Annotated in this window: 20 protein-coding genes and 1 pseudogene; 8 read left to right on the forward strand and 13 right to left on the reverse strand. The window is 64.7% G+C overall.

The features are described from left to right. Positions 1 to 51 precede the first annotated feature (51 nt). From ABIA45_RS28705 to sdhC, 8 genes are all read right to left on the reverse strand, one after another. Positions 52 to 438 (reverse strand): VOC family protein, encoded by a 387-nt coding sequence (locus tag ABIA45_RS28705; RefSeq protein ID WP_404654495.1) that lies wholly within the window; start codon positions 436 to 438, stop codon positions 52 to 54. A 24-nt stretch (positions 439 to 462) separates the two neighbouring features. Next, the gene (locus ABIA45_RS28710) at positions 463 to 1,287 is read right to left on the reverse strand and encodes an FkbM family methyltransferase (protein WP_404654496.1); all 825 of its coding nucleotides are present in this window, start codon (positions 1,285 to 1,287) and stop codon (positions 463 to 465) included. Positions 1,288 to 1,450: 163 nt separating this feature from the next. Next, entirely contained in the window at positions 1,451 to 3,406 is a 1,956-nt protein-coding gene (locus tag ABIA45_RS28715) for an ABC transporter ATP-binding protein/permease (RefSeq protein WP_404654497.1), read from the reverse strand. Positions 3,407 to 3,458: 52 nt separating this feature from the next. Further along, on the reverse strand, positions 3,459 to 5,603 hold the full coding sequence (locus ABIA45_RS28720; RefSeq protein WP_404654498.1) for an ATP-binding protein: 2,145 nt from the start codon (positions 5,601 to 5,603) through the stop codon (positions 3,459 to 3,461). Between the two features lie 186 nt (positions 5,604 to 5,789). After that, entirely contained in the window at positions 5,790 to 6,572 is a 783-nt protein-coding gene (locus ABIA45_RS28725; RefSeq protein ID WP_036002750.1) for a succinate dehydrogenase iron-sulfur subunit, read from the reverse strand. Between the two features lie 42 nt (positions 6,573 to 6,614). Next, the gene (gene sdhA, locus ABIA45_RS28730; protein ID WP_036002747.1) at positions 6,615 to 8,450 is read right to left on the reverse strand and encodes a succinate dehydrogenase flavoprotein subunit; all 1,836 of its coding nucleotides are present in this window, start codon (positions 8,448 to 8,450) and stop codon (positions 6,615 to 6,617) included. A 3-nt stretch (positions 8,451 to 8,453) separates the two neighbouring features. Next, positions 8,454 to 8,870 (reverse strand): succinate dehydrogenase, hydrophobic membrane anchor protein, encoded by a 417-nt coding sequence (gene sdhD / locus ABIA45_RS28735; RefSeq protein WP_036002745.1) that lies wholly within the window; start codon positions 8,868 to 8,870, stop codon positions 8,454 to 8,456. Beyond that, positions 8,867 to 9,265, reverse strand: coding sequence for a succinate dehydrogenase, cytochrome b556 subunit (sdhC, locus tag ABIA45_RS28740; RefSeq protein ID WP_025033170.1), 399 nt, complete (start codon positions 9,263 to 9,265; stop codon positions 8,867 to 8,869). Before sdhC ends, sdhD begins: the two co-directional genes overlap by 4 nt. A 450-nt stretch (positions 9,266 to 9,715) precedes the next feature. Here sdhC and ABIA45_RS28745 point away from each other — a divergent pair. After that, a pseudogene (locus tag ABIA45_RS28745) lies at positions 9,716 to 9,937 on the forward strand (sulfite exporter TauE/SafE family protein); the annotation flags it as partial. 137 nt (positions 9,938 to 10,074) lie between these two features. Here the strand turns inward: ABIA45_RS28745 and ABIA45_RS28750 are convergent. Together ABIA45_RS28750 and ABIA45_RS28755 are read right to left on the reverse strand one after the other, a co-directional pair. Further along, positions 10,075 to 10,572: a hypothetical protein gene (locus tag ABIA45_RS28750; protein WP_404545081.1), complete on the reverse strand. Its 498-nt coding sequence runs from the start codon at positions 10,570 to 10,572 to the stop codon at positions 10,075 to 10,077. Positions 10,573 to 10,601: 29 nt separating this feature from the next. Further along, positions 10,602 to 12,131, reverse strand: a complete 1,530-nt coding sequence (locus ABIA45_RS28755; protein WP_404654499.1) for a malonyl-CoA synthase — start codon at positions 12,129 to 12,131, stop codon at positions 10,602 to 10,604. Between the two features lie 86 nt (positions 12,132 to 12,217). Between ABIA45_RS28755 and ABIA45_RS28760 the strand changes: the two genes are divergently transcribed. The 4 genes from ABIA45_RS28760 (at position 12,218) to ABIA45_RS28775 (ending at position 15,506) form a co-directional block, all read left to right on the forward strand. After that, on the forward strand, positions 12,218 to 12,979 hold the full coding sequence (locus tag ABIA45_RS28760; protein ID WP_157284932.1) for an SDR family oxidoreductase: 762 nt from the start codon (positions 12,218 to 12,220) through the stop codon (positions 12,977 to 12,979). A 363-nt stretch (positions 12,980 to 13,342) separates the two neighbouring features. Continuing rightward, positions 13,343 to 13,897, forward strand: coding sequence for a fasciclin domain-containing protein (locus tag ABIA45_RS28765; protein WP_404654500.1), 555 nt, complete (start codon positions 13,343 to 13,345; stop codon positions 13,895 to 13,897). 182 nt (positions 13,898 to 14,079) lie between these two features. Further along, positions 14,080 to 14,709 carry a cytochrome b/b6 domain-containing protein gene (locus tag ABIA45_RS28770; RefSeq protein WP_036002769.1) on the forward strand — a complete coding sequence of 210 codons (630 nt, stop codon included), beginning with the start codon at positions 14,080 to 14,082 and terminating at the stop codon, positions 14,707 to 14,709. 14 nt (positions 14,710 to 14,723) lie between these two features. Continuing rightward, the gene (locus tag ABIA45_RS28775) at positions 14,724 to 15,506 is read left to right on the forward strand and encodes a molybdopterin-binding protein (RefSeq protein WP_271541542.1); all 783 of its coding nucleotides are present in this window, start codon (positions 14,724 to 14,726) and stop codon (positions 15,504 to 15,506) included. Positions 15,507 to 15,578: 72 nt separating this feature from the next. Here ABIA45_RS28775 and ABIA45_RS28780 read toward each other — a convergent pair whose 3' ends face one another. Beyond that, positions 15,579 to 16,772 (reverse strand): YbfB/YjiJ family MFS transporter, encoded by a 1,194-nt coding sequence (locus ABIA45_RS28780; protein ID WP_404654501.1) that lies wholly within the window; start codon positions 16,770 to 16,772, stop codon positions 15,579 to 15,581. A gap of 232 nt (positions 16,773 to 17,004) precedes the next feature. Here ABIA45_RS28780 and leuB point away from each other — a divergent pair, with 232 nt between their 5' ends. Next, entirely contained in the window at positions 17,005 to 18,117 is a 1,113-nt protein-coding gene (gene leuB / locus ABIA45_RS28785; RefSeq protein ID WP_404654502.1) for a 3-isopropylmalate dehydrogenase, read from the forward strand. Positions 18,118 to 18,247: 130 nt separating this feature from the next. Further along, complete coding sequence (locus ABIA45_RS28790; RefSeq protein ID WP_275501698.1) at positions 18,248 to 18,883, forward strand: DapH/DapD/GlmU-related protein; 636 nt, start codon at positions 18,248 to 18,250, stop codon at positions 18,881 to 18,883. 181 nt (positions 18,884 to 19,064) lie between these two features. Here the strand turns inward: ABIA45_RS28790 and ABIA45_RS28795 are convergent, their stop codons facing one another. After that, positions 19,065 to 19,451: a hypothetical protein gene (locus ABIA45_RS28795; protein ID WP_404545097.1), complete on the reverse strand. Its 387-nt coding sequence runs from the start codon at positions 19,449 to 19,451 to the stop codon at positions 19,065 to 19,067. A 170-nt stretch (positions 19,452 to 19,621) separates the two neighbouring features. Next, positions 19,622 to 20,410, reverse strand: a complete 789-nt coding sequence (locus ABIA45_RS28800) for a hypothetical protein (protein ID WP_404654503.1) — start codon at positions 20,408 to 20,410, stop codon at positions 19,622 to 19,624. 117 nt (positions 20,411 to 20,527) lie between these two features. Here ABIA45_RS28800 and ABIA45_RS28805 point away from each other — a divergent pair, with 117 nt between their 5' ends. Beyond that, positions 20,528 to 21,562: an aspartate-semialdehyde dehydrogenase gene (locus tag ABIA45_RS28805; RefSeq protein WP_404654504.1), complete on the forward strand. Its 1,035-nt coding sequence runs from the start codon at positions 20,528 to 20,530 to the stop codon at positions 21,560 to 21,562. Positions 21,563 to 21,564 lie beyond the last annotated feature (2 nt).

Consider the following 21,564-nt stretch of genomic DNA (forward strand, 5'->3'; position numbering starts at 1 on the left):
CAACGAAGGTGCAGCACCGATGTTCCGCGTCACATCGCTTCGAAGACCGGATTATTCCGGCGTGTGGCAGACCGCTTCGATATTGTGGCCGTCGGGGTCGAGCACGAAGGCGCCGTAATAGTTCGCGTGATAATGCGGGCGGATGCCGGGCGGGCCGTTGTCGCGGCCGCCGGCCGCCATCGCCGTCTTGTAGAATGCATTGACTGTGGCGCGGTCCTTGGCGTGGATGGCGACGTGCACCGGCTTGTTCATCGCGCCTTCGCCCCCGATCCAGAAATCGGGCTTGCCGTCGGCTCCGAAGCCTGCAGCCGCAGCGTGTCCGGTCTGCTCGGCAGTGACCTCCATGATCAGGCTGTAGCCGAGCGGCGCCAGTGCCTTCGCATAGAACGCCTTGGCGCGCTCATAGTCGGAGACGGAGAAACCCAGATGATCGATCATCGCAACCTCCCTTGTTCGTACCCGTCAGCGGGACAGAAATGTATTGCTTCGTGTCTTGCGTGCGATCGTAAAGCCGCGCCCGGCCATGTCGGCAATACAATCCTGCTGCCATTCGTTTTGTGACAGATGCTCGATCACCACCGCACGTGGCCAGAGCGATTGCGGCGCGTCGCGGAAGAAGCCGATCAGCACGCGGTCCTCAAAGCCCTCGACGTCGATCTTCAGCGAATCGACTTGGCCGACGCCGGCCTCCTCCAGAATGCGCACCAGGCGCAGCGACGGCACCTTGATGGCCTCGGCACTGGCCGTGCCGGTGACGACGTGGGTAGCGCCGAGGTTGCCGCCGCCGCTCTCGATCATCAGCTCGCCGTCGCTGTCGCCCGCGGCGGCCTGCACCAGGCGCACCTGCGGCGTCTTCGATGCGGCGTGGTTGAACGAGAGCCGTCCGAAGGTCAGCGGATGCGGCTCGATCGCCACCACTTGTCCGGATGGCCCGATCTGATGCGCCATCACCAGTGCGAAAGTGCCGACATTGGCGCCGACATCGACGAACGTGCCGCCCGCCGGGGTGTGCTGGCGCAGGAAGTCGAGCTCGTCGAGATTGTAGTCGGGATTGAACAGCGCGCCGCGCTCGGTCGCGCTGCCCTGGTGATGGAAGCGGAACGAGGCGCCCTGATATTGCACGTCGACCGGGCCGCTGCGCAGCAGATTGACCAGCCGCGACATCCACGGCCGGAACGCGCCGCGCTTCAGCCCCGACCGTTGAGCGAGGCGGATGATCGCAGCCTGCGCCGCATTGGGCGCGAACGCACCGAACGGCGCGGGCGAAGGGGCATTGTCGGACGTCAAGCAGCAGATCCTCGTTGCAGGCGGCGCATGCATAGCGGGTTTTAACGAGGACTCCAACGCTCGATCACAGTCCGGTAGCCCGGATGGAGCGCAGCGTAATCCGGGATTCTTGCCGGGCGGATGGACCTTCCCGGATTGCGCTACGCTCCATCCCGGCTACGGATCACGCCGCCTTCTTTGGCGCCTTGCGCTGCCGCAAGAACCGCCCGAGCAGCCGGCGCCGGCCCTTGCGCGGAATCAGGTCGATATCGCTGACGAGCTTGGCGCCGCCCTTGCGCCGCTCCAGCACGATCTTGCGGCTGTGGAAAGCCTCCAGCTCGGCGCGATGCGCGACGCTGACGATGGTCGCCTTCGGCAGCGCCTCGGTGATCATCTGCATCATCTTGTCCTGGCTCTTCTCGTCGAGCGCCGAGGTCGCCTCATCGAGCACGACGATGTCGGGGTTGTGCAGGAGCAGCCGCGCAAAGGCGAGGCGCTGCTTCTCGCCGCCCGACAAGGTCTGGTCCCACGGTGCCTCCTCCTCGATCTTCTCCTTGAGATGATCGAGGCCGACCTTGTGCAGGGCTGCGCTGATCTCGTCCAAAGTCCAGTGGTCGGCCGCGCCGGGATAGGCGACCGCTCGCCGCAAGGAGCCAGAGGGCACATAGGGCCGCTGCGGCAGCATGAACAGCCGGCGATCGGCATGGAAATTCACGCTGCCGCCGCCCCACGGCCACAGCCCGGCGATGGCGCGCACCAGCGTGCTCTTGCCGGTGCCGGATTCGCCGGCGACCAGCAGCCGTTCGCCGGGCTCGATCACCACCTCGGTCTCGCCGACCACGGCGGTGCCGTCGTCGAGCGTGACCGAGAGATCCTTCAGCTCCAGCATGGCCTCGTTGCTGGTCTCGCCGCGCTTGATGCGGCCGAGGCCGTCGCCCTGCTCGGCGCGCTCGAGGCCGTCGAGCGACATCATCAGCGAGGCGATGCGCCGCGCACAGGCGTTCCAGTCGGCGAGCCGCGGATAATTGTCGACCAGCCAGCCGAACGCGCTCTGCACGATGGTGAAGGCGGATGCGGCCTGCATCACCTGGCCCAGCGTCATGCTGCCGTCGAGGAATTTTGGCGCGCAGAGCAGAAGCGGCACGACCGGCGCGACGAGGCTCGATCCTTGCGACACCAGCGTGGTGCGCATGTGCTGGCCGGCGAGCCGCGCCCATTGCCGCAGCACGCTCGCGAAGTTGCGATCGATGCCGTCGCGCTCCTCCTCCTCGCCGCCGAGCAGGGCGATGCTCTCGCCGTTCTCGCGCACGCGCGTCAGGGTGTAGCGGAACTCGGCTTCGGCCTGGTTCTTGCCCTCGGAGACCTGCACGAAGCGCCGGCCGATCACCACGATCGATCCGGATGCGATCGCGGCGTACAGCATCGCGGCGATCACCAGGAAGCCCGGAATGGTCACGGACGAACCGCCGATCGTGACTGTAAGTGCCCCGCCGATGGTCCAGAGCACGACGATGAAGGTCGCGGCCGACAGCAGCGCCGACGTCACGCCGGCAAGAAAGTCGACGGGGGAATCGGTCGCAATCCGCAGATCCTCCGCGATCCGATATTCGGGATTCTTGTGATCGCCGCCGACGAGGTTGAGCTGGTAATAGCGCCCGTTCTTGAGCCACCGTGTCAGCACGCTCGCCGTCAGCCAGGCGCGCCAGCGTCGCTGGATGCCCATGCGCGCGAACACCTGCACGACTGCGAGCACGATGCTGCCGATCGCGAGCGGGAAGAACATTGCGGTGAGATGGAAGACGCTCGCTGCATCGCGCTTCTCGATGGCATCGAAGATCGCGCGATTCCAGACGTTGATGCCGTATTGGAAGCCGACGGTCAGCACGATCAGCAGGCCGAGACCAACCGAGAACGGCCAGGCGAGGCGGTCGCCGTTGCGGCCCCAGAAGCCGCGGGCGCTGATCCAGAACCGCGTCAGCAGATAATCCTTGCGGACCTGCTCGGCTTCCTCGGGTGACAATTCGGGGTCGGGTTCGACCAGCTCGGGCGGCGGCGGTGTCACCTCGTCGCCGTTCTCGCCCTGGATATCGATGATGGGCGGCTTCTTGCCCTTTTCACGCGTCGCGGCCGGCTTGTACATGAACGGACAACGCCAAGGGAACTCGGCCGGTTCCCGCGAGGTTCCGGAGCCCCTATTCGGCGGCGCCGTCCCTGACGTGCCGGATCCGCGCCGCCCGATGCAGAACGCGCGACAATTCCTCGATCGAATAAGGCTTTTGCACGAGGTCGCAGCCGCCGGTACCCTCCTGCGACAGGGCCTGGCTGTAGCCGGTGGTCAGCACGACCGGAACGCTGAGGCCGCGCTCGCGGATCGCCTGCGCCAGATCGAGCCCGGTCATCCCGGGCATCACCACGTCCGAGAACACGACATCGAAGCGGTCGGCGTCCACGACGAGCTCGGCGAGCGCGTCGGCCGCGTTGTCGACCAGCGTGATGCTGTAGCCGAGCTCGGTGAGGCCATCGGCGGCGAAATTGGCCAGTTCGATATTGTCCTCGACCACCAGCACCGACATGCCGCTGCCGGCCACCGCCGGCGCCGTGTTGGGGGCCTGGCGCTGCGGCAGCAGGCCCGGCGGCACGCGCGGCAGATAGAGCGAGAAGGTGCTGCCGTGCCCCACCTCGCTCGTCACGGTCACCTCGCCGCCGGACTGCCGGGCGAAGCCGAACACCTGGGACAGGCCGAGACCGGTGCCGCGGCCGACCTGCTTGGTGGTGAAGAACGGCTCGAAGATGCGCCCGAGCCGCGCGGCGGGAATGCCGACGCCGGTATCGCTGACGGTGACGCGGACGAAGCCGTGGTCCGGGCTGGCCGAAAGCTGCACCAGCGCGTCCGGAACGGTCGTCGTGGCCTCGACCTTGAAAACGATTCGCCCCTGGCCCTGCATGGCATCGCGCGCATTGGTCGCCATGTTGATCAGCGCCGTCTCGAACTGGCTGGCATCGGCATTGACGAGGCACGGCTCCGCCGGCAGCTGCATGACGATCTCGATCGCGGGGCCCAGCAGCGTGGCGAGCATGTCGTGCAGCGACTGCACCCGTGCGCCGACGTCGAACACCTCCGGCTTGAGGGTCTGGCGCCGCGCAAAGGCGAGCAGTTGCGAAGTCAGCTTGGCCGCACGCGCCACCGAATCGGCAATGGCCGTGATGTAGCGTTGTCGCCGCTCCTCCGTCAGCTGCGGACGGTTCAAGAGATCGACCGAAGCGCGGATCACCGTCAGGAGGTTGTTGAAATCATGCGCGACGCCGCCGGTGAGCTGGCCGAGCGCTTCCAAGCGCTGGCTGTGCTTGAGCGCCTCCTCAGCCTCGCGCCGCTTTGCAGCTTCGGCCTGAAGGTGCTGGGTGCGCCGCAGAGCGAGCGCCAGCAGCAGGAACAGCAGCGCGGTGGCGGGAATGCCGAACACCAGATGCTGGCCGATGGTGGCGAGCCAGCGTGCGCGGATCGCAGAGGTCTCCAACCCGGCGCTGACATAGATCGGATATTCGGCGACGCGCCGATAGGCGATGCGCCGCTCGATACCGTCCGAGGGCCAGGCGACCGTGATGAGGCCGTGCACGGGCTGGGTCGCGATCTTCTGGCCCACCGGTCCGGTCGGATCGAGCCGAAGCTCGTGGTCGAGCCGGGGAAAATGCGCGAGCATTGCGCCGTCGGTGCGCCCCATCGCGAAGAAGCTGCCGGGATCGGTGCCGATCCTGGCATAGAAGCTTTCGAAATATTCCGGCAGCACGGAGGCCTGGATCACGCCGATGAAGCGGCCGTCGTCGGAGTCGCGGCGGCGGCTGACTCCGAAGAATCGGGCGCCCTGATAGGGCGGTCGTGGCGTCAGGGCCGTGCCGATGAACGTGCCGATGCTCTGGTCGACATGGGAATAGAAGTAATCGCGGTCGGCAAAACTCAGGTCCGGCGGCGGCGAGACGAGACTGTTGACCAGCGCCTTTCCGTTCGCGTCGAAGATCCAGGCCGATTTGAGCTGCGGCAGCGAATCGGTCAGCCGCTTCAGCCGGCGATGCAGCGTCGGCTCCCGGTCGCGGATGATGCCGTCGGGCAGGCCACGCACGACCTCGTTGAGCTCGGCGATGCTGCGGTCGATGGTCTCGAAGACCTTGAGCGCGTGCTCATGTGCGACATCGACCGTGCGCTCGATCTCGCGGTCGGCGGTATCCTTGGTCGATGTGTAGGAGATCGCGGCGGCGATTGCGAACAGCCCAATCGGCAGCGCCAGGGATGCCGCCATCATCCACTGTAACAGCCTCAGCGAGTTGCGTTGCGCCCTCTGCACAGTCGCTCCGTCCCTGACGGGAGCTTAACTGAATCCCGCGCAAGGAAGGAAGCAGCTTGTGCTGGAACCGTTGGTTGCGAGCCGGAAATTTGCGCGTCGAGCGGGTCAGAGAAAAATTCTGCTCGAATTGACGGCAAATGCAGAACACCCCGGCCGGTTTGGCCGGGGCGGAAGGGGGACTTCGCCTCAGATCTGGCGTTCGACCATCTTGAGCTTGAGCTCGGCGATGGCTTCGGCCGGGTTGAGGCCCTTCGGGCAGGCCTTGGCGCAGTTCATGATGGTGTGGCAGCGATAGAGCCGGAACGGGTCCTCGAGATTGTCGAGCCGCTCGCCGGTGGCCTCGTCGCGCGAATCCGAGACCCAGCGGTTGGCCTGGAGCAGCGCGGCGGGGCCGAGATAGCGCTCGCTGTTCCACCAATAGCTCGGGCAGGAGGTCGAGCAGCAGGCGCAGAGGATGCACTCGTAGAGGCCGTCGAGCTTCTCGCGGTCCTCGTGGCTCTGGCGCCACTCCTTCTGCGGGGTCGGCGAGGTCGTCTTCAGCCAGGGCTCCACAGAGGCGTATTGCGCGTAGAAATTGGTGAGGTCGGGGACGAGGTCCTTGACCACCGGCTGATGCGGCAGCGGGTTGATCTTGACCGCGCCGTCCTTCACGTCGTGCATCGACTTGGTGCAGGCCAGCGTGTTCTGGCCGTCGATGTTCATCGCGCAGGAGCCGCAGACGCCTTCACGGCAGGAGCGGCGGAAGGTCAGCGACGGGTCGATGTGGTTCTTGATCCAGATCAGGCCGTCCAGCACCATCGGGCCGCAATCATTGGTGTCGATGTAATAGGTATCGACGCTTGGATTCTTGCCGTCGTCCGGATTCCAGCGATAGACCTTGAACTCGCGGAGCTCGGTCGCGCCCGGGGGCTTCGGCCAGGTCTTGCCGCCAGTGATCTTGGAGTTCTTCGGAAGTGCGAATTCAACCATTCGATTAAGGCCTTCGCTGTTCGATCAATACACGCGCGACGTTTAGTAAACGCGAGCTTTGGGCGGGATGTACTGCACGTCGTTGGTCATGGTGTAGTTGTGAACCGGGCGATACTCGATCCTGACCTTGCCGGCATCGTCCAGCCAGGCCAGCGTGTGCTTCATCCAGTTCTTGTCGTCCCGCTCGGAGAAGTCCTCGCGGGCATGGGCGCCGCGGCTCTCGGTGCGGTTGGCGGCCGAGTTCATCGTCACCACCGCCTGCGAGATCAGATTGTCGAATTCCAGCGTCTCGACGAGGTCCGAATTCCACACCAGCGAGCGGTCGGAGACGGCGATGTCGGTGATGCCGCTGTGGACCTTCGCGATCAGGTTCTGGCCTTCGCTCAGCACTTCACCGGTGCGGAACACCGCGCAATTGTTCTGCATCACGTGCTGCATGCCTTCGCGCAGCTTCGCGGTCGGCGTGCCGCCTGAGGCGTAGCGGTAATGGTCGAGGCGACCGAGCGCCATCTCGGCCGAGTTCGTCGGCAGCTCGGGCTGCTTGGCGTTGGGTGTGAGCTTTTCGGCCAGGCGCAACGCGGCGGCGCGGCCGAATACGACGAGGTCGATCAGCGAGTTGGAGCCGAGGCGGTTGGCGCCGTGCACGGAGACGCAGGCCGCTTCGCCGATCGCCATCAGGCCGGGGATCACCGCGTTGTCGTCGCCGTCCTTCTTGGTCAGCACCTCGCCATGATAGTTCGTGGGGATGCCGCCCATGTTGTAATGCACGGTCGGCACGATCGGGATCGGCTCGCGCGTCACGTCGACATTGGCGAAGATCTTGGCCGATTCCGAGATGCCCGGCAGACGCTCGGCGAGCACGGCGGGATCGAGATGGTCGAGATGCAGGAAGATGTGGTCCTTCTTCTTGCCGACGCCGCGTCCCTCGCGGATCTCGATGGTCATCGCGCGCGAGACCACGTCGCGCGAAGCGAGGTCCTTGGCCGACGGCGCATAGCGCTCCATGAAGCGCTCGCCTTCGGCGTTGACGAGATAGCCGCCTTCGCCGCGGGCGCCCTCGGTGACGAGGCAGCCCGAGCCGTAGATGCCGGTCGGGTGGAACTGCACGAACTCCATGTCCTGCATCGGTAGGCCGGCGCGCAGCACCATGCCGCCGCCATCGCCGGTGCAGGTGTGCGCCGAGGTGCAGGAGGCGTAGGCGCGGCCATAGCCGCCGGTCGCTAGGATCGTGGTCTGGGCGCGGAAGCGATGCAGCGTGCCGTCGTCGAGCTTGAGCGCGATGACGCCGCGGCAGGTGCCCTGGTCGTCCATGATCAGGTCGATGGCGAAGAACTCGATGAAGAACTCGGCCGCGTGGCGCAGCGACTGGCCGTACATCGTGTGCAGCATGGCGTGGCCGGTGCGGTCGGCGGCGGCGCAGGTGCGCTGCGCCTGGGCCTTGCCGAACTCGGTGGTCATGCCGCCGAACGGACGCTGGTAGATCTTGCCGTCCTCGGTGCGCGAGAACGGCACGCCCCAATGCTCGAGCTCGTAGACCGCGTCGGGCGCGTTGCGCACCATGTATTCGATCGCGTCCTGGTCCCCGAGCCAGTCCGACCCCTTCACGGTGTCGTACATGTGCCAGCGCCAGTCGTCCTTATGCATGTTGCCGAGCGAGGCGGAGATGCCGCCCTGCGCCGCGACCGTGTGCGAACGGGTCGGAAACACCTTGGTGATGCAGGCGGTGCGGAGGCCGGCTTCGCTGCAGCCGACGACGGCGCGCAGGCCGGCGCCGCCGGCGCCGACCACGACGACATCATAGGTGTGGTCTTCGATCGGATAGGCTTTTCCGTTGGTGGCGGGAGCGCCGTTGCCCTTGCCATTGGTCTCAGCGGCCATGGGTTACACTCCGGAAGAGAGCTTCAGGATCGCGTAGGTCGAGGCGAGCGCCACGGCGACCGAGAAGAAATTGTTGAGCATGATCGCGGTGAGCTTGAGCTTCTCGTTATGGACGTAGTCCTCGATCACCACCTGCATGCCGATCTTCATGTGCCAGGCGCTGGCGAAGATGAAGAGGAGCAGGATCACCGCAACGGGAATGGAGCTCAGGGTCTGCGCCGCGTAGACCTGGTTGCGGCCGAGCAGCATCATGATGATGACCAGCGCCGGGATCATCAGCAGCGTCATGGCGACGCCGGTGATGCGCTGGCGCCAGAAATCGGACGTGCCGGAATGCGCGGCGCCGAGATTGCGGACGCGCCCGAGCGGGGTGCGCATCGAGGGACGCTTCGGAGAGCCGTGGGATTCGTCGAAGCTCATCGGCCGCCTCCGTTCGCATAGGCGATGATCCAGATCAGCACCGTCAGCGCGATGCCGCCGATCAGGGCGCCCCAGGTCAGCGCTTCGCGCTCATTGGCCTTGAAGCCGTAGCCGAGATCCCAGACGAAATGCCGGATGCCGCTGAGCATGTGGTGCATCAGGGCCCAGGTGTAGCCGAACACAATCAGCCGGCCGATGATGCTGCTGGAGAAAGCCTGGACATGGGCATAGGCGGCCGGGCCGGAGGCCGCGGCAACCAGCCACCAGACCAGCAGCAGGGTTCCGACGTAAAGGGCGATACCGGTGGCGCGGTGCACGATGGATAGAGCCATCGTCAGCGTCCAGCGATAGGTTTGGATGTGCGGCGAAAGCGGTCGTTCGATCCGTGCGGTCATGGGCGGCTTTTGATGTTTGTTGCGGCCCAGCATGGGGCGCGCGGGGATCGCGAAAGGTGGGCTCTATTTACGGAGTCGATCTGGCCTGCGCAATCACCAAATCGCCATAAACCGAACTGTGGTTCAGCTCTATGGCCTTGATGAACCAAGGCCAATCAGGGTCTTGGTATACCAGCATATCGGTCCGCAAGCGAACACAGGAATCTAAATTCATCACTTCGGGGCCGGCGTTTGGCGCATTGAAATCACTATTGGAACGCCTCTAAGCCGTTGCGCGCCGGGGCGTGGCAATGCGCCAGCGAAGGATGCCGGGCCCGGCCGTTGCCCGATTGGGTTTTTGGCACTCTCACCGGTTCACGCGCTTCGGGCCGATATGCGCAACCTGCATTCCACCCCAGCCGGGCCGCGCGACGTTCGACCGCCCAGATCGGATCGCCTACTGCTGCCGATGCGCTCGGCTACATCTATGCCGGATGGCCCGCCGCGGCGAGCTATCCGGCTTGTCGCAGCCCTGCAAGTGCCCTTCGGGCTCAGCTCGTCTCGCTGCTCCGCGCCGCGCTGATGATGCCGATGAGCCTCGTCACCCTGCCGCTCGGCGTGAAGGCCGCGGATGCAATGTCGAAGCGCACGCTGGAGATGGCGTTCGGGTGTTATCTGTTGATCGTAGGCAGCTGTAGCCGCCACATCCACCGTCATTGCGAGCGAAGCGAAGCAATCCAGGCTGTCTCTGCGGAACGATTCCGGATTGCTTCGTCGCAAGTGCTCCTCGCAATGACGGGGAGAGCAGAGCTCAGAAATCGCAAGGCGGACTAATCCTTCAGTCGCACTTCGCTGTGGAACCATGATCGGAGATCGCCGATGCCTTCGATGCGATCGGAGTCGGAAAGCACCTTCAATCGCGCAGCAATCACTTCGCCTTCGATCTGCAATCCAAGCTCTTTGCAGCGATCCAACACATAGGTGACCATCATCGCGGTTTTTCGCCAGGTCGGCTTCATGACCGAAAAAATAATCTCGTCGAGTTGCTTTTCGGTCGTCGACGCCGGGAGCTGCACCTCATCCCACGTGAGTTCGCAAATATACCTCAGCGGTTCTCGATCGGATTTTGGCGGCTCCAGATCCGGGTACTGATCGTAGATCGGCTGGAGCAGTTCGTCCTCTAAGGCGGCAACGACTTCCTCAAGCCAATCTCCGAACCCGATCCGCTCAGCCTTGCCAAGTGCCGCGATGCCCATTCGGGCCTGGTCGAGGGCCCTATAAGCATCGAGGAGATGATCGTTGATCCGGACAGCCTGCTCGCGCTTCATGCATCTCTCCAGCCCCGGAGCATTCGCTCCTACTTCTTCGCGTAAATGTCCTTGTACGTCTCGCGCAGCACGTTCTTCTGCACCTTGCCCATCGTGTTGCGCGGCAGCTCGTCGACCACGAAGACTCGCTTCGGCATCTTGAATTTCGCGAGGCGCCCGTCGAGGCCCTTCAGCACGGCTGCTTCATCGATGCTCGCGCCGGGCTGGCGCACCAGCACGGCCGTGACACCCTCGCCGAAATCGGCATGCGGCACGCCGATCACGGCCGACTCCACCACGCCGGGCATGGCGTCGATCTCGCTCTCGATTTCCTTCGGATACACGTTGAAGCCACCCGAGATCACGAGATCCTTGCCGCGTCCGAGGATGTGCACGTAACCCTTTGCATCGATCTTGCCGAGATCGCCGGTGATGAAGAAGCCGTCGGGCCGGAATTCGGCCTTGGTCTTCTCCGGCATGCGCCAATAGCCCTTGAAGACGTTCGGTCCCTTCACCTCGATCATGCCGATTTCGTCGCGCGGCAGCTCTTTTCCTGTCTCGGGATCGGTCACGCGCACAGAGACGCCCGGCAGCGGGAAGCCGACCGCGCCGGGCACGCGCTCGCCGTCATAGGGATTCGACGTGTTCATGTTGGTCTCGGTCATGCCGTAGCGCTCGAGCACGGCATGGCCCGTGCGCGCCGACCATTCGCGATGGGTGTCGGCGAGCAACGGCGCCGAGCCCGAGATGAACAGCCGCATGTGCTTCGTCGTCTCATGCGACAGCGCGGGGTTCTGCAGCAGGCGGGTGTAGAAGGTCGGCACGCCCATCAGCACCGTCGCGCGCGCCATCAACTTGATGATCAGGTCCGGATCGAGCTTCGGCAGGAAGATCATCGAGGCGCGCGCGAACAGCGTCACGTTGGTCGCCACGAACAGGCCGTGGGTGTGGTAGATCGGCAGCGCGTGGATCAGGACGTCCTTGTCGGTGAAGCGCCAATAGTCGACGAGCGAGAGCGAGTTGGACGCGAGATTGTCATGCGTCAGCATCGCGCCCTTGGAGCGGCCGGTGGTGCCCGAGGTGTAGAGGATCGCGGCGAGATCGTCGTTTTCGCGCGGCACCGTCGTGAATTCGCTCCTCGCCTTGTCTGCGGCCTCCGTCAGCGAGCCCTTGCCGTCAGCCCCGAGCGTCTCGACCTTCGCCCTCACCTTGCCTGCGATCGGCGCGAGGCCTTCTGCCTTGGCGGGATCGCAGACCACCAGCGACGGCTCGGCATCGCCGATGAAGTAGTCGAGCTCGTTCAGCGTATAGGCCGTGTTCAGCGGCAGAAAGACCGCGCCGGCGCGCACCGTGCCGAGATACAGCACGATGTTGGCGACCGACTTCTCCACCTGTACCGCGACGCGGTCGCCCGGCTTCACGCCGCGCGCGACCAGCACGTTCGCCATCTGGCCCGCGCGCGCGATCAGGTCGCCATAGCTGATATGGGCGCCGTCGTGCGTCTCGATCGCGAGCCGCTTCGGATCGGCGAGGCCCTCGAACAGGCGGGAAAACAAATTGGCGTTGGCAGCTTGGTTCATGCAACATTCCTCGCCGGCATAGGCCGGTCAAAACCGAGGGCTGGATTAGCAAAAACCGCCCCGATGAAGCAACGGAGACAGTTTGCATGTCAAAAAGCGGGAAACGCGTGGCCTGGGTCACGGGTGGTGGCAGCGGGATCGGGGAGGCCGGCGCCGAGGCGTTAGCTGCCGACGGCTGGACGGTGGTGGTCTCGGGCCGGCGGCAGTCAGCCCTCGATGCCGTGGTGGCGAAGATCACGGGGGACGGTGGGGCGGCCGAGGCCATTGCGCTCGACGTCGCCAACGCGGCCGCAGCCCAGAAGGCGGCCGATCAGATCGTCGCGAAGCACGGGCGCATCGACCTGCTCGTCAACAATGCCGGCATCAATGTCCCCAAACGCAGCTGGAAGGACATGGAGCTGGAGGGCTGGGACAGACTGGTCCAGGTCAATCTCAACGGCGTGCTTTATTGCATGCGCGCCGTGCTGCCGACGATGCGCCAGCAGCAGGACGGTTCCATCATCAACGTCTCGTCCTGGGCCGGCCGTCACGTCTCGAAGATGCCGGGCCCGGCCTACACCACCACCAAGCACGCGGTGCTGGCACTGACCCATTCCTTCAACATGGACGAATGCGTCAACGGCCTGCGCGCCTGCTGCCTGATGCCGGGCGAGGTGGCGACGCCGATCCTGAAGCTGCGCCCGGTGGTGCCGAGCGAAGCCGAGCAGGCGAAGATGCTGCAGCCCGAAGACCTCGGTCGTACCATCGCCTTCATCGCGAGCATGCCGGCGAGAGTCTGCATCAACGAAGTGCTGATCAGCCCGACGCATAATCGCGGCTTCATTCAGACCCCGAACAACAGGGATTGAGGCGAGGACACTGCCTCAACGGGCACGCCGTCGTAGGGTGGGCAAAGGCGCGAAGCGCCGTGCCCACCGTCTCTCTCCGCATTTGCGTTTGGTGGGCACGCTTCGCTTTGCCCACCCTACGGCTTCGCTACGCTTGTCCAGGACGGCAGTGGGGTTTTGTCGCGTGCTCTGGTTCGCACACGAACATCCCCGCCGATAGTTTCACCCATCACAAAGAATTTTTCCCCGAAACCGCACCTGAAACCCTCCCGTAGTTCGGTCCAACGACGGCACTGCTGCATCACCCTCAACTGTCGCAGGCGCCGTTGTTGCTCAGCTCAACGCCGGCCCTCGCCGGTCTCAATTCAATCGGGAGACTCTCTCATGTCGAAGCGCATTACCTATCTCGCTGCCGCCGCCTTCAGCGCCCTGGCCCTCACCGCGACCGTCGTCGCGCCCACCAGTGCCGAGGAAAAGACCGTGATGGTCGGCGGCGCCGCGATGTACCCGTCCAAGAACATCGTCCAGAACGCGGTCAACTCCAAGGATCACACCACGCTGGTGGCGGCGGTGAAGGCGGCCGGCCTGGTGCCGACGCTCGAAGGCAAGGGCCCGTTCACGGTGTTCGCGCCGACCAACGCCGCCTTCGGCAAGCTGCCGGCCGGCACCGTCGACAACCTGGTCAAGCCCGAGAACAAGGCGACGCTGACCAAGATCCTCACCTACCATGTCGTGCCCGGCAAGCTCGCGGCTTCCGACCTCACCGACGGTAAGAAGCTGAAGACCGCCGAAGGCGAGGAGCTGACGGTGAAGAAAATGGACGGCAAGGTCTGGATCGTCGACGCCAAGGGCGGCACCTCGATGGTGACGATCACCAACGTCAACCAGTCGAACGGCGTGATCCATGTGGTCGATACCGTGCTGATGCCGGCGACGTAACACCGCGCGATCCTGTTTCATCCCCGAACAGGACGTCCTCAGACCGCGAGCCGGGGATACCCGGCTCGCTCTTTTGTGACCACAATAGCCTCACGACATCGATTCGATGGCGAACGGGATGTAACGAAAGCCGAAACACCGGCGTATAATCGCTGTCACACGCCCTCAGGATGGAACCCGCCATGGCGAGCCTCACAGTCACCGACGAGCAGGTCACGGCCACCAAGTCCAAAGTGATCCAGCCGGCCTGGGTGCGGGTCATGCATTGGATCAACGCGCTCGCCATGATCCTGATGATCCTGTCGGGCTGGCAGATCTACAACGCCTCGCCGCTGTTCGACTTCCGCTTTCCGCGCGAGTACACGCTGGGCGGCTGGCTCGGCGGCGGCCTGCTCTGGCATTTTGCGGCGATGTGGCTGCTGATGATCAACGGCCTCGCCTATCTCGTCACCGGCATCGCCACCGGCCGCTTCCGCAAGAAGCTGCTGCCGATCACGGCATCGGGCGTGCTCCACGACGTCAGGGCGGCGCTGACCTTCAAGCTCGGCCATGACGATCTCACCGTCTACAATTACGTGCAGCGGCTGCTCTATGCCGGCATCATCGTGGTCGGCGTGCTGATCGTGCTGTCGGGCCTTGCGATTTGGAAGCCCGTGCAGCTCTATTATCTCGTGATGCTGTTCGGCGATTATCCGGCCGCGCGCTATGTCCACTTCTTCTGCATGGCCGCGATCTGCGCGTTTCTGGTCGTTCACGTCTTGCTTGCGCTGCTCGTGCCGAAGAGTCTGCGCGCGATGATCATCGGTCGCTGAGGAGGAGAATCGTCATGGCGAAGCGTCCGTTCCTCATTCCCGGCGTCGACAAGCGGCTGCTGATCAAGGATTCCATCAAGACGATGCCTGACGTCACGCGCCGCCGCTTCATTGCGGGCGGCGCCAGCCTGGGAGCGCTGACGCTGCTCACGGGTTGCGACGTCATCGACTCGTCCTCGGCCGAGACCATGCTGGCGAAGGTCTCGAAGTTCAACGATGCCGTGCAGGCCTGGATGTTCAATCCCGACGCGCTGGCGCCGACCTTCCCCGAAAGCGCGATCACAAAGCCCTTCCCGTTCAACGCCTATTACGATCTCGACGACGCGCCCGATATCTCGGCCGCCGATTGGAAGCTCGAGGTGCGCGGCCTCGTCGACAACAAGAAGTCCTGGACGCTGGATGAACTCCATCAATTGCCGCAGGTCACGCAGATCACGCGTCACATCTGCGTCGAGGGCTGGAGCGCGATCGGCAGCTGGACCGGCACGCCCTTGCGCGATTTCCTCAAGCTGATCGGCGCCGACACGCGCGCGAATTATGTCTGGTTCCAGTGCGCCGACAAGGACGGCTACAATTCACCGCTCGACATGCGCAGTGCGCTGCATCCGCAGACCCAGATGACGTTCAAATACGCAAACGAGATCCTGCCGCGCGCCTACGGCTTTCCGATGAAGATCCGCGTGCCCACCAAGCTGGGCTTCAAGAACCCGAAATACGTGGTCTCGATGGAAGTCACCAACGATTACAAGGGCGGCTATTGGGAAGACCAGGGATATAATTCGTTCAGCGGGAGCTGAGAGGGCGAATAGCGAATCGGGAGTGGCGAATAGGGAAGCAATGAAGCCAACCCGCTCTCAATTCGCTACTCGCTATTCGCCTTTCGGACCCACTTTCCTCTGGCACAGCGCCGCCACCGCGCCCAGCGCCAATAGCGCCGCCGACACATTCAGCGCGTAACTCAGGCTCCCCAGCGCATCCGTAATCGCGCCGACCACGATCGGCCCGAGCGTTTGGCCGACGCCGAACGAGATCGTCATCGCCGCAATCGCGGTCGGCCACACCTCTGGCGGATAGTTGAAGCGGACGAAGGCGGTGGTCGAGCCGACCACGGCGAAGAAGGCGACGCCGAACACGATCGCGGAGACCGCGAGCCAGGCCGGCGAATGCCCGATCATCGGCAGCGCTGCGCCGGCTGCGTTGGTGCCGAGGATGATGGCGGTGGCAAGTCCGCCGCGATCGAGCGCCAGCACGCCGCGCCAGGCCCAGGGCGTCACGAACGCGGATAGGCCGATCAGGCCCCAGAACGCCGCCTGCGCCGCGGCCCCGCCGCCGCCGTCGCGCACATAGGCGATCATGAAGGTCATGTAGGCGATATAGCCGGCGCCGAACAGGAAATAACCGGCCAGATAAATCAGCACCGGCAGGATCGCGAACGAGGCATGACCGCCTTCGGAGAAGCGCGCGCCGCTCTCGATCCGGATCAGGAACAGCGGGATCGTCATCGCGACCGACAGCAGCGTCAGCGCCCACCACACGATCCACCACGAGCCCGGCCCAAAATGTTGCAGCGTGAACGGGGCGATCAGCCCCGAGGACAGAATGCCGATGCCGGGTCCGGCATAGAACAGGCTGAGCAGGAAGTTGGCCCGTTCGGGCCGCGACTGGGCGATGGTGGCAGCGAGTGCGCCGCCGGCGACGAAGCCGGCCGCCGCGCCCAGGCCCAGCACCAGGCGCGCCAGGCTCAGCGCGACGAAATCCCCCGTCAGCGCGCAGGTGGCGAGCGCTGCGACGCAGGCAATGGTTCCGCCGCGGATCGCGGCGGCCCAGCCGACGCGCCGGATCAGGCGGGACGCCACCAGCGCGCCCACGAGATAGCCGACGGCGTTGATCGTGTTCATGAAACCGGCCGCCGAGTAGGACCAGCCGAGGTCCTCCCGCATGTCAGGTAGCACCAGCGCATAGGCAAAGCGGCCGATGCCGAGCCCCACGGTGGCGGCCAGCGACAGCGTCAGGATCAGCCGCGCGGGATGCGCGGCGGGCAGGGGGCGATCAGGTGCGTGCAAGGGGTACTCCGGCCTACCCAGTGTGGCAGGCCCCGCCGGCCTTGCACAGCGGCGCGGCGGCAATGGTGTCTTGCCAAGCGCGCAACGCCGCTCTAGCACTCCGGCGCCGTCATTCCGGGGCGCGCGAAGCGCGAGCCCGGAATCCATAACCCCGGCTGGTGGCTATGGATTCCGGGCCCGCGCTAAGAGGCGCGTCCCGGAATGACGAGAGAGGATCGAAAAGGACACGACCATGGCGACCCACAAACTGCTGCTGCTTCCCGGCGACGGTATCGGCCCCGAGGTGATGGGCGAGGTGAAGCGGTTGATCGACTGGCTCAATTCGGCCGGGATCGCCAAGTTCGAGACCGACACCGGCCTCGTCGGCGGCTCCGCCTATGATGCGCACAAGGTGTCGATCTCCGAAGGCGACATGGCCAAGGCCAAGGACGCCGACGCCGTGATCTTCGGCGCGGTCGGCGGCCCGAAATGGGATGCCGTGCCTTACGAGGTGCGCCCGGAGGCCGGCCTCTTGCGCCTGCGCAAGGATCTCGCGCTGTTCGCCAACCTCCGTCCCGCCGTGTGCTATCCGGCGCTCGCGGATGCTTCCAGCCTGAAGCGCGAGGCGATCGAGGGCCTCGACATCGTCATCGTGCGTGAGCTCACCGGCGGCGTCTATTTCGGCGAGCCCAAGATCATCACCGATCTCGGCAACGGCCAGAAGCGCGCCATCGATACCCAGGTCTACGATACCTATGAGATCGAGCGCATCGGCCGCGTCGCCTTCGAGCTTGCCCGGAAGCGCAAGAACAAGGTGACGTCGATGGAGAAGCGCAACGTCATGAAGTCGGGCGTGCTCTGGAACGAGGTCATGACTCAGGTCCACAAGCGCGAATACCCCGATGTCACGCTCGAGCATCAGCTCGCCGATTCCGGCGGCATGATGCTGGTGAAATGGCCGAAGCAGTTCGACGTCATCGTGACGGACAATCTGTTCGGCGACATGCTCTCCGACATCGCGGCGATGCTCACGGGTTCGCTCGGCATGTTGCCCTCGGCCTCGCTCGGCGAGGTCGACGTCAAGACCAAAAAGCGCAAGGCGCTGTACGAGCCCGTGCACGGCTCGGCCCCCGATATTGCCGGCAAGGGCCTCGCCAATCCTATCGCGATGATCTCGTCCTTCGGCATGGCACTGCGCTATTCCTTCGACATGGGCGATCTCGCCGACAAGGTCGACCAGGCAATCGCTGCCGTGCTGGCCAGCGGCCTGCGCACCGCCGATATCAAGTCGGAAGGCACGACGTCGGCTTCGACCACGCAGATGGGCGAAGCGATCCTGAAGGAATTGCAGAAGCTGCACGCGTAGCCACAAGCACCGCCATCGTAGGGTGGGCAAAGCGTAAGCGTGCCCACCGCTTCTATCGCGATTGCCGAGAGATGGTGGGCACGGCGCAAGCGCGCCTTTGCCCACCCTACGGCCTCATCGGAGCCGCCTCATGGATACACCCCGCCCCAAGATCGCGGAAACCGTCATCCATGAGACGGTGCGCCTGCGCGAGGCGCAGGTCGGGCGGCGTTGCGAGGTGCTTGCGGGCACGCGCATCGAATATGCTTCGCTCGGCGACTACTCCTATCTCGGCGAGAATTGCGACGTCGCCGACGCCGTGATCGGCAAGTTCACGGCGATCGCCAACTCGGTGCGGATCGGTGCGCCAAACCACCCGATGGGCCGTCCCTCGCAGCACCGCTTCACCTACGTCCCCGAATATTACGAGGGGGGCGCGACGCGCGACCGCGACTTCTTCGCAGGTAGGCGCGGCGACCGGGTGATCGTCGGCAACGACGTCTGGATCGGCCACGCCGCCATCCTGCTGCCGGGTGTGAGCGTCGGCGATGGCGCAGTGATCGCCGCAGGCGCCGTCGTCAGCCGCGATGTCGAGCCGTACACCATCGTCGGTGGCGTTCCCGCCCGTCCCATCCGCAAGCGCTTTGACGATACCGTTTCCGCAAGCCTGCGCCGCATCGCCTGGTGGGATTGGCCGGATGCGCTGATCTTCGAGCGCCTCAGTGATTTCCGCTCCGAGGCCATCGAAGAATTTTGCCGGCGCTATGACCCGGCAGCCAACGCGTAGCCTCAGCCGTCATTGCGAGGAGCGAAGCGACGAAGCAATCCAGAAACGTTCCGCGGAGAGATTCTGGATTGCTTCGCTGCGCTCGCAATGACGATGGAGAAGCGGAAGTGCCCACGGCACTGCCCCGAAAACAAATGGCCGGGCTTTTGCCCGGCCATTTTGATTCGGATCGCTGCCCGCCTCAGTACAGCGGGAAGTTCTGCGGATAGCCGCCGACATCCTGCGGCGGGGAGAGCGGCTGGCGGTCGATCGGCCGGTTGAGGTTCTCGCGGGCGAAGGACGGATAGCCCACGGCCGGGGGGAAGGCATAGTCGGTGAACTTGCGGTCGCCCGGATTGACCTCGGTGCCGCCGTCCAGCCAGGAGCGCTTGCTCACATAGAGGCGCGTGCGGCCCTGCTGGTAGACCGTGTTGGGGCCGCTCGGGCCGTAATAGGGCCGGCCGCGGTCGTCATAGCGCTGCTTGGTCCTGGTGTCGGCGGAAGTCGGGGTCGCGAACGCAACGGCAATTGCGGCGCCCGCCGCAAGCAATGTCGCCAGTTTGTTCGCGGCAGAAAATTTCAAGCTCATCACGTCCCCTTCAGGCGGCAGGCCGCCAGTCGATTTCACCCCATACTAGCCCGGCCGGGGCGGACGCAACTAGGTCAATTGGGTCACACCAGCTCGGAATAATCGTGCGCGCCGGCAAAAGTTGCATGCAAACCAGCCACTTGAGCTTGATGCAGAAGCCTTGATGCAGGTCAAAGCGCTCCACGCAATTGCGCGTTCGCGGCGCCCAGCAGCCAGTCCGGCGAGCCCTGGGGGTCACAGCCGCGGCGCCTGAGCTCGGCATGGGCGAACAATTCCGCCAGCCTCGGCTCGTTGCCCGAGGCCAGCAGCGTCAGCCGGTTCAGCGTGCAGGCGATCGCCGCGCGCCGGGCGGGCAAGCTGTCGCCCTGGCAAGAGAAGCCGGAGATCTGCAAGGCAGGCTCCTCGTAGCGCTTGAGATAGCCGAGGCAGGCCCGCGTACCCTCTGTCGCGCCGACCGGCCGGAACAGGGCGACGGGGCCGAATTTGCTGTCGATCAGGCCGGCCTGCTCGAGCGGGGCATCTGCACTCAAACCCATCCGAGCGGCCAAGCCCGCGGCCGCCGGCCGTGTCACGTCGAATTCGGCGCCTTGGCGGTAGATTTCGAGCTCGGCCACCGGCTTGTCCGCCATATCGGTCCAGTGCAGCACGTCCCTGCGGCCGCCTTCGGGATGCCGAAAGATGATGTAAGAGGCTGTTTTCTCTGATGAATCGATCCGGCTGACGGCGAAGGCTGGGTGCGAGCGGTCGGCGATGCTCCAACCCGGTCTGTCCGCGGGACCATCGCCGCGCAGGTCAGGCAGCTGTCCCAATGCCGCAAGGGCGAGGATGGCAAACAGGGCGAGCGCCCCCACATAGGCGACCAGATGCGCCAGCGTGCCGACGACCTCGTCGGCCAAGGCCAAGAGCGTCAGCTGGATCTGGGTAGGGCTAACGGCCGTGCTGGCCTCAGGCGACTGCATCCACGTCCCTAAGGCATGGTCTTAACGTTGTCTTGAGGCCGGTTCTCGCATAGAAGCGCTGCTCTTCCTGTTTAAGCGTCAGCTTCGGGAACGGGCTTTTTCATCGGAGAGTGAACGATGGGTTACAAAGTCGCAGTCGTCGGCGCGACCGGCAATGTCGGTCGGGAAATGCTCAACATCCTGGATGAGCGCAAATTCCCCGCGGACGAGGTCGTGGCCCTGGCGTCGCGCCGCAGCGTCGGTGTCGAAGTCTCCTATGGCGACCGCACCCTGAAGGTCAAAGCGCTCGAGCATTACGACTTCTCCGACGTCGACATCTGCCTGATGTCGGCGGGCGGGTCGGTGTCGAAGGAATGGTCGCCGAAGATCGGCGCCGCCGGCGCTGTGGTGATCGACAATTCCTCGGCTTGGCGCATGGATCCGGACGTGCCGCTGATCGTGCCCGAGGTGAACGCGGCCGCGACCGAAGGCTTCAAGAAGAGGAACATCATCGCGAACCCGAACTGCTCGACCGCGCAGCTCGTGGTCGCGCTCAAGCCGCTGCACGAGAAGGCGACGATCAAGCGCGTCGTGGTCTCGACCTATCAGTCGGTGTCGGGCGCCGGCAAGGACGCGATGGACGAATTGTTCTCGCAGACCAAGGCCGTCTACACCAACGACGAGCTGGTCGCGAAGAAATTCCCCAAGCGCATCGCCTTCAACGTCATCCCCCACATCGACGTCTTCATGGAGGACGGCTACACCAAGGAAGAGTGGAAGATGATGGCGGAGACCAAGAAGATCCTGGATCCCAAGATCAAGCTGTCCGCCACCTGCGTGCGCGTGCCCGTGTTCGTCGGCCATTCCGAGGCCGTCAACATCGAGTTCGAGTCCCCGATCAGCGCTGACGAAGCCCGCGAGATCCTGCGCAAGGCGCCGGGCTGCCTCGTCATCGACAAGCAGGAGCCCGGCGGCTACGCCACGCCCTATGAAGCGGCCGGCGAGGACGCGACCTACATCAGCCGCATCCGCGAGGACGCGACCGTGGAGAACGGCCTCGTGCTGTGGTGCGTATCCGATAACTTACGCAAGGGCGCCGCCCTCAACGCGATCCAGATCGCCGAAGTGCTGATCAACCGCAAGCTGATCACCGCCAAGCAGAAGGCGGCGTAAGG

The sequence above is a fragment of the Bradyrhizobium sp. USDA 336 genome (assembly GCF_044908355.1).
Classification (GTDB): domain Bacteria; phylum Pseudomonadota; class Alphaproteobacteria; order Rhizobiales; family Xanthobacteraceae; genus Bradyrhizobium; species Bradyrhizobium yuanmingense.

Excerpts from the sequence above, each read along its gene's own strand:
- ABIA45_RS28705 (WP_404654495.1), bottom strand. The coding sequence starts at position 438 with ATGATCGATCATCTGGGTTTCTCCGTCTCCGACTATGAGCGCGCCAAG.
- ABIA45_RS28715 (WP_404654497.1), bottom strand. The coding sequence starts at position 3,406 with ATGTACAAGCCGGCCGCGACGCGTGAAAAGGGCAAGAAGCCGCCCATC.
- ABIA45_RS28725 (WP_036002750.1), bottom strand. The coding sequence starts at position 6,572 with ATGGTTGAATTCGCACTTCCGAAGAACTCCAAGATCACTGGCGGCAAG.
- sdhA (WP_036002747.1), bottom strand. The coding sequence starts at position 8,450 with ATGGCCGCTGAGACCAATGGCAAGGGCAACGGCGCTCCCGCCACCAAC.
- sdhD (WP_036002745.1), bottom strand. The coding sequence starts at position 8,870 with ATGAGCTTCGACGAATCCCACGGCTCTCCGAAGCGTCCCTCGATGCGC.
- sdhC (WP_025033170.1), bottom strand. The coding sequence starts at position 9,265 with ATGACCGCACGGATCGAACGACCGCTTTCGCCGCACATCCAAACCTAT.
- ABIA45_RS28750 (WP_404545081.1), bottom strand. The coding sequence starts at position 10,572 with ATGAAGCGCGAGCAGGCTGTCCGGATCAACGATCATCTCCTCGATGCT.
- ABIA45_RS28755 (WP_404654499.1), bottom strand. The coding sequence starts at position 12,131 with ATGAACCAAGCTGCCAACGCCAATTTGTTTTCCCGCCTGTTCGAGGGC.
- ABIA45_RS28760 (WP_157284932.1), top strand. The coding sequence starts at position 12,218 with ATGTCAAAAAGCGGGAAACGCGTGGCCTGGGTCACGGGTGGTGGCAGC.
- ABIA45_RS28765 (WP_404654500.1), top strand. The coding sequence starts at position 13,343 with ATGTCGAAGCGCATTACCTATCTCGCTGCCGCCGCCTTCAGCGCCCTG.
- ABIA45_RS28770 (WP_036002769.1), top strand. The coding sequence starts at position 14,080 with ATGGCGAGCCTCACAGTCACCGACGAGCAGGTCACGGCCACCAAGTCC.
- ABIA45_RS28775 (WP_271541542.1), top strand. The coding sequence starts at position 14,724 with ATGGCGAAGCGTCCGTTCCTCATTCCCGGCGTCGACAAGCGGCTGCTG.
- leuB (WP_404654502.1), top strand. The coding sequence starts at position 17,005 with ATGGCGACCCACAAACTGCTGCTGCTTCCCGGCGACGGTATCGGCCCC.
- ABIA45_RS28790 (WP_275501698.1), top strand. The coding sequence starts at position 18,248 with ATGGATACACCCCGCCCCAAGATCGCGGAAACCGTCATCCATGAGACG.
- ABIA45_RS28795 (WP_404545097.1), bottom strand. The coding sequence starts at position 19,451 with ATGAGCTTGAAATTTTCTGCCGCGAACAAACTGGCGACATTGCTTGCG.
- ABIA45_RS28800 (WP_404654503.1), bottom strand. The coding sequence starts at position 20,410 with ATGCAGTCGCCTGAGGCCAGCACGGCCGTTAGCCCTACCCAGATCCAG.
- ABIA45_RS28805 (WP_404654504.1), top strand. The coding sequence starts at position 20,528 with ATGGGTTACAAAGTCGCAGTCGTCGGCGCGACCGGCAATGTCGGTCGG.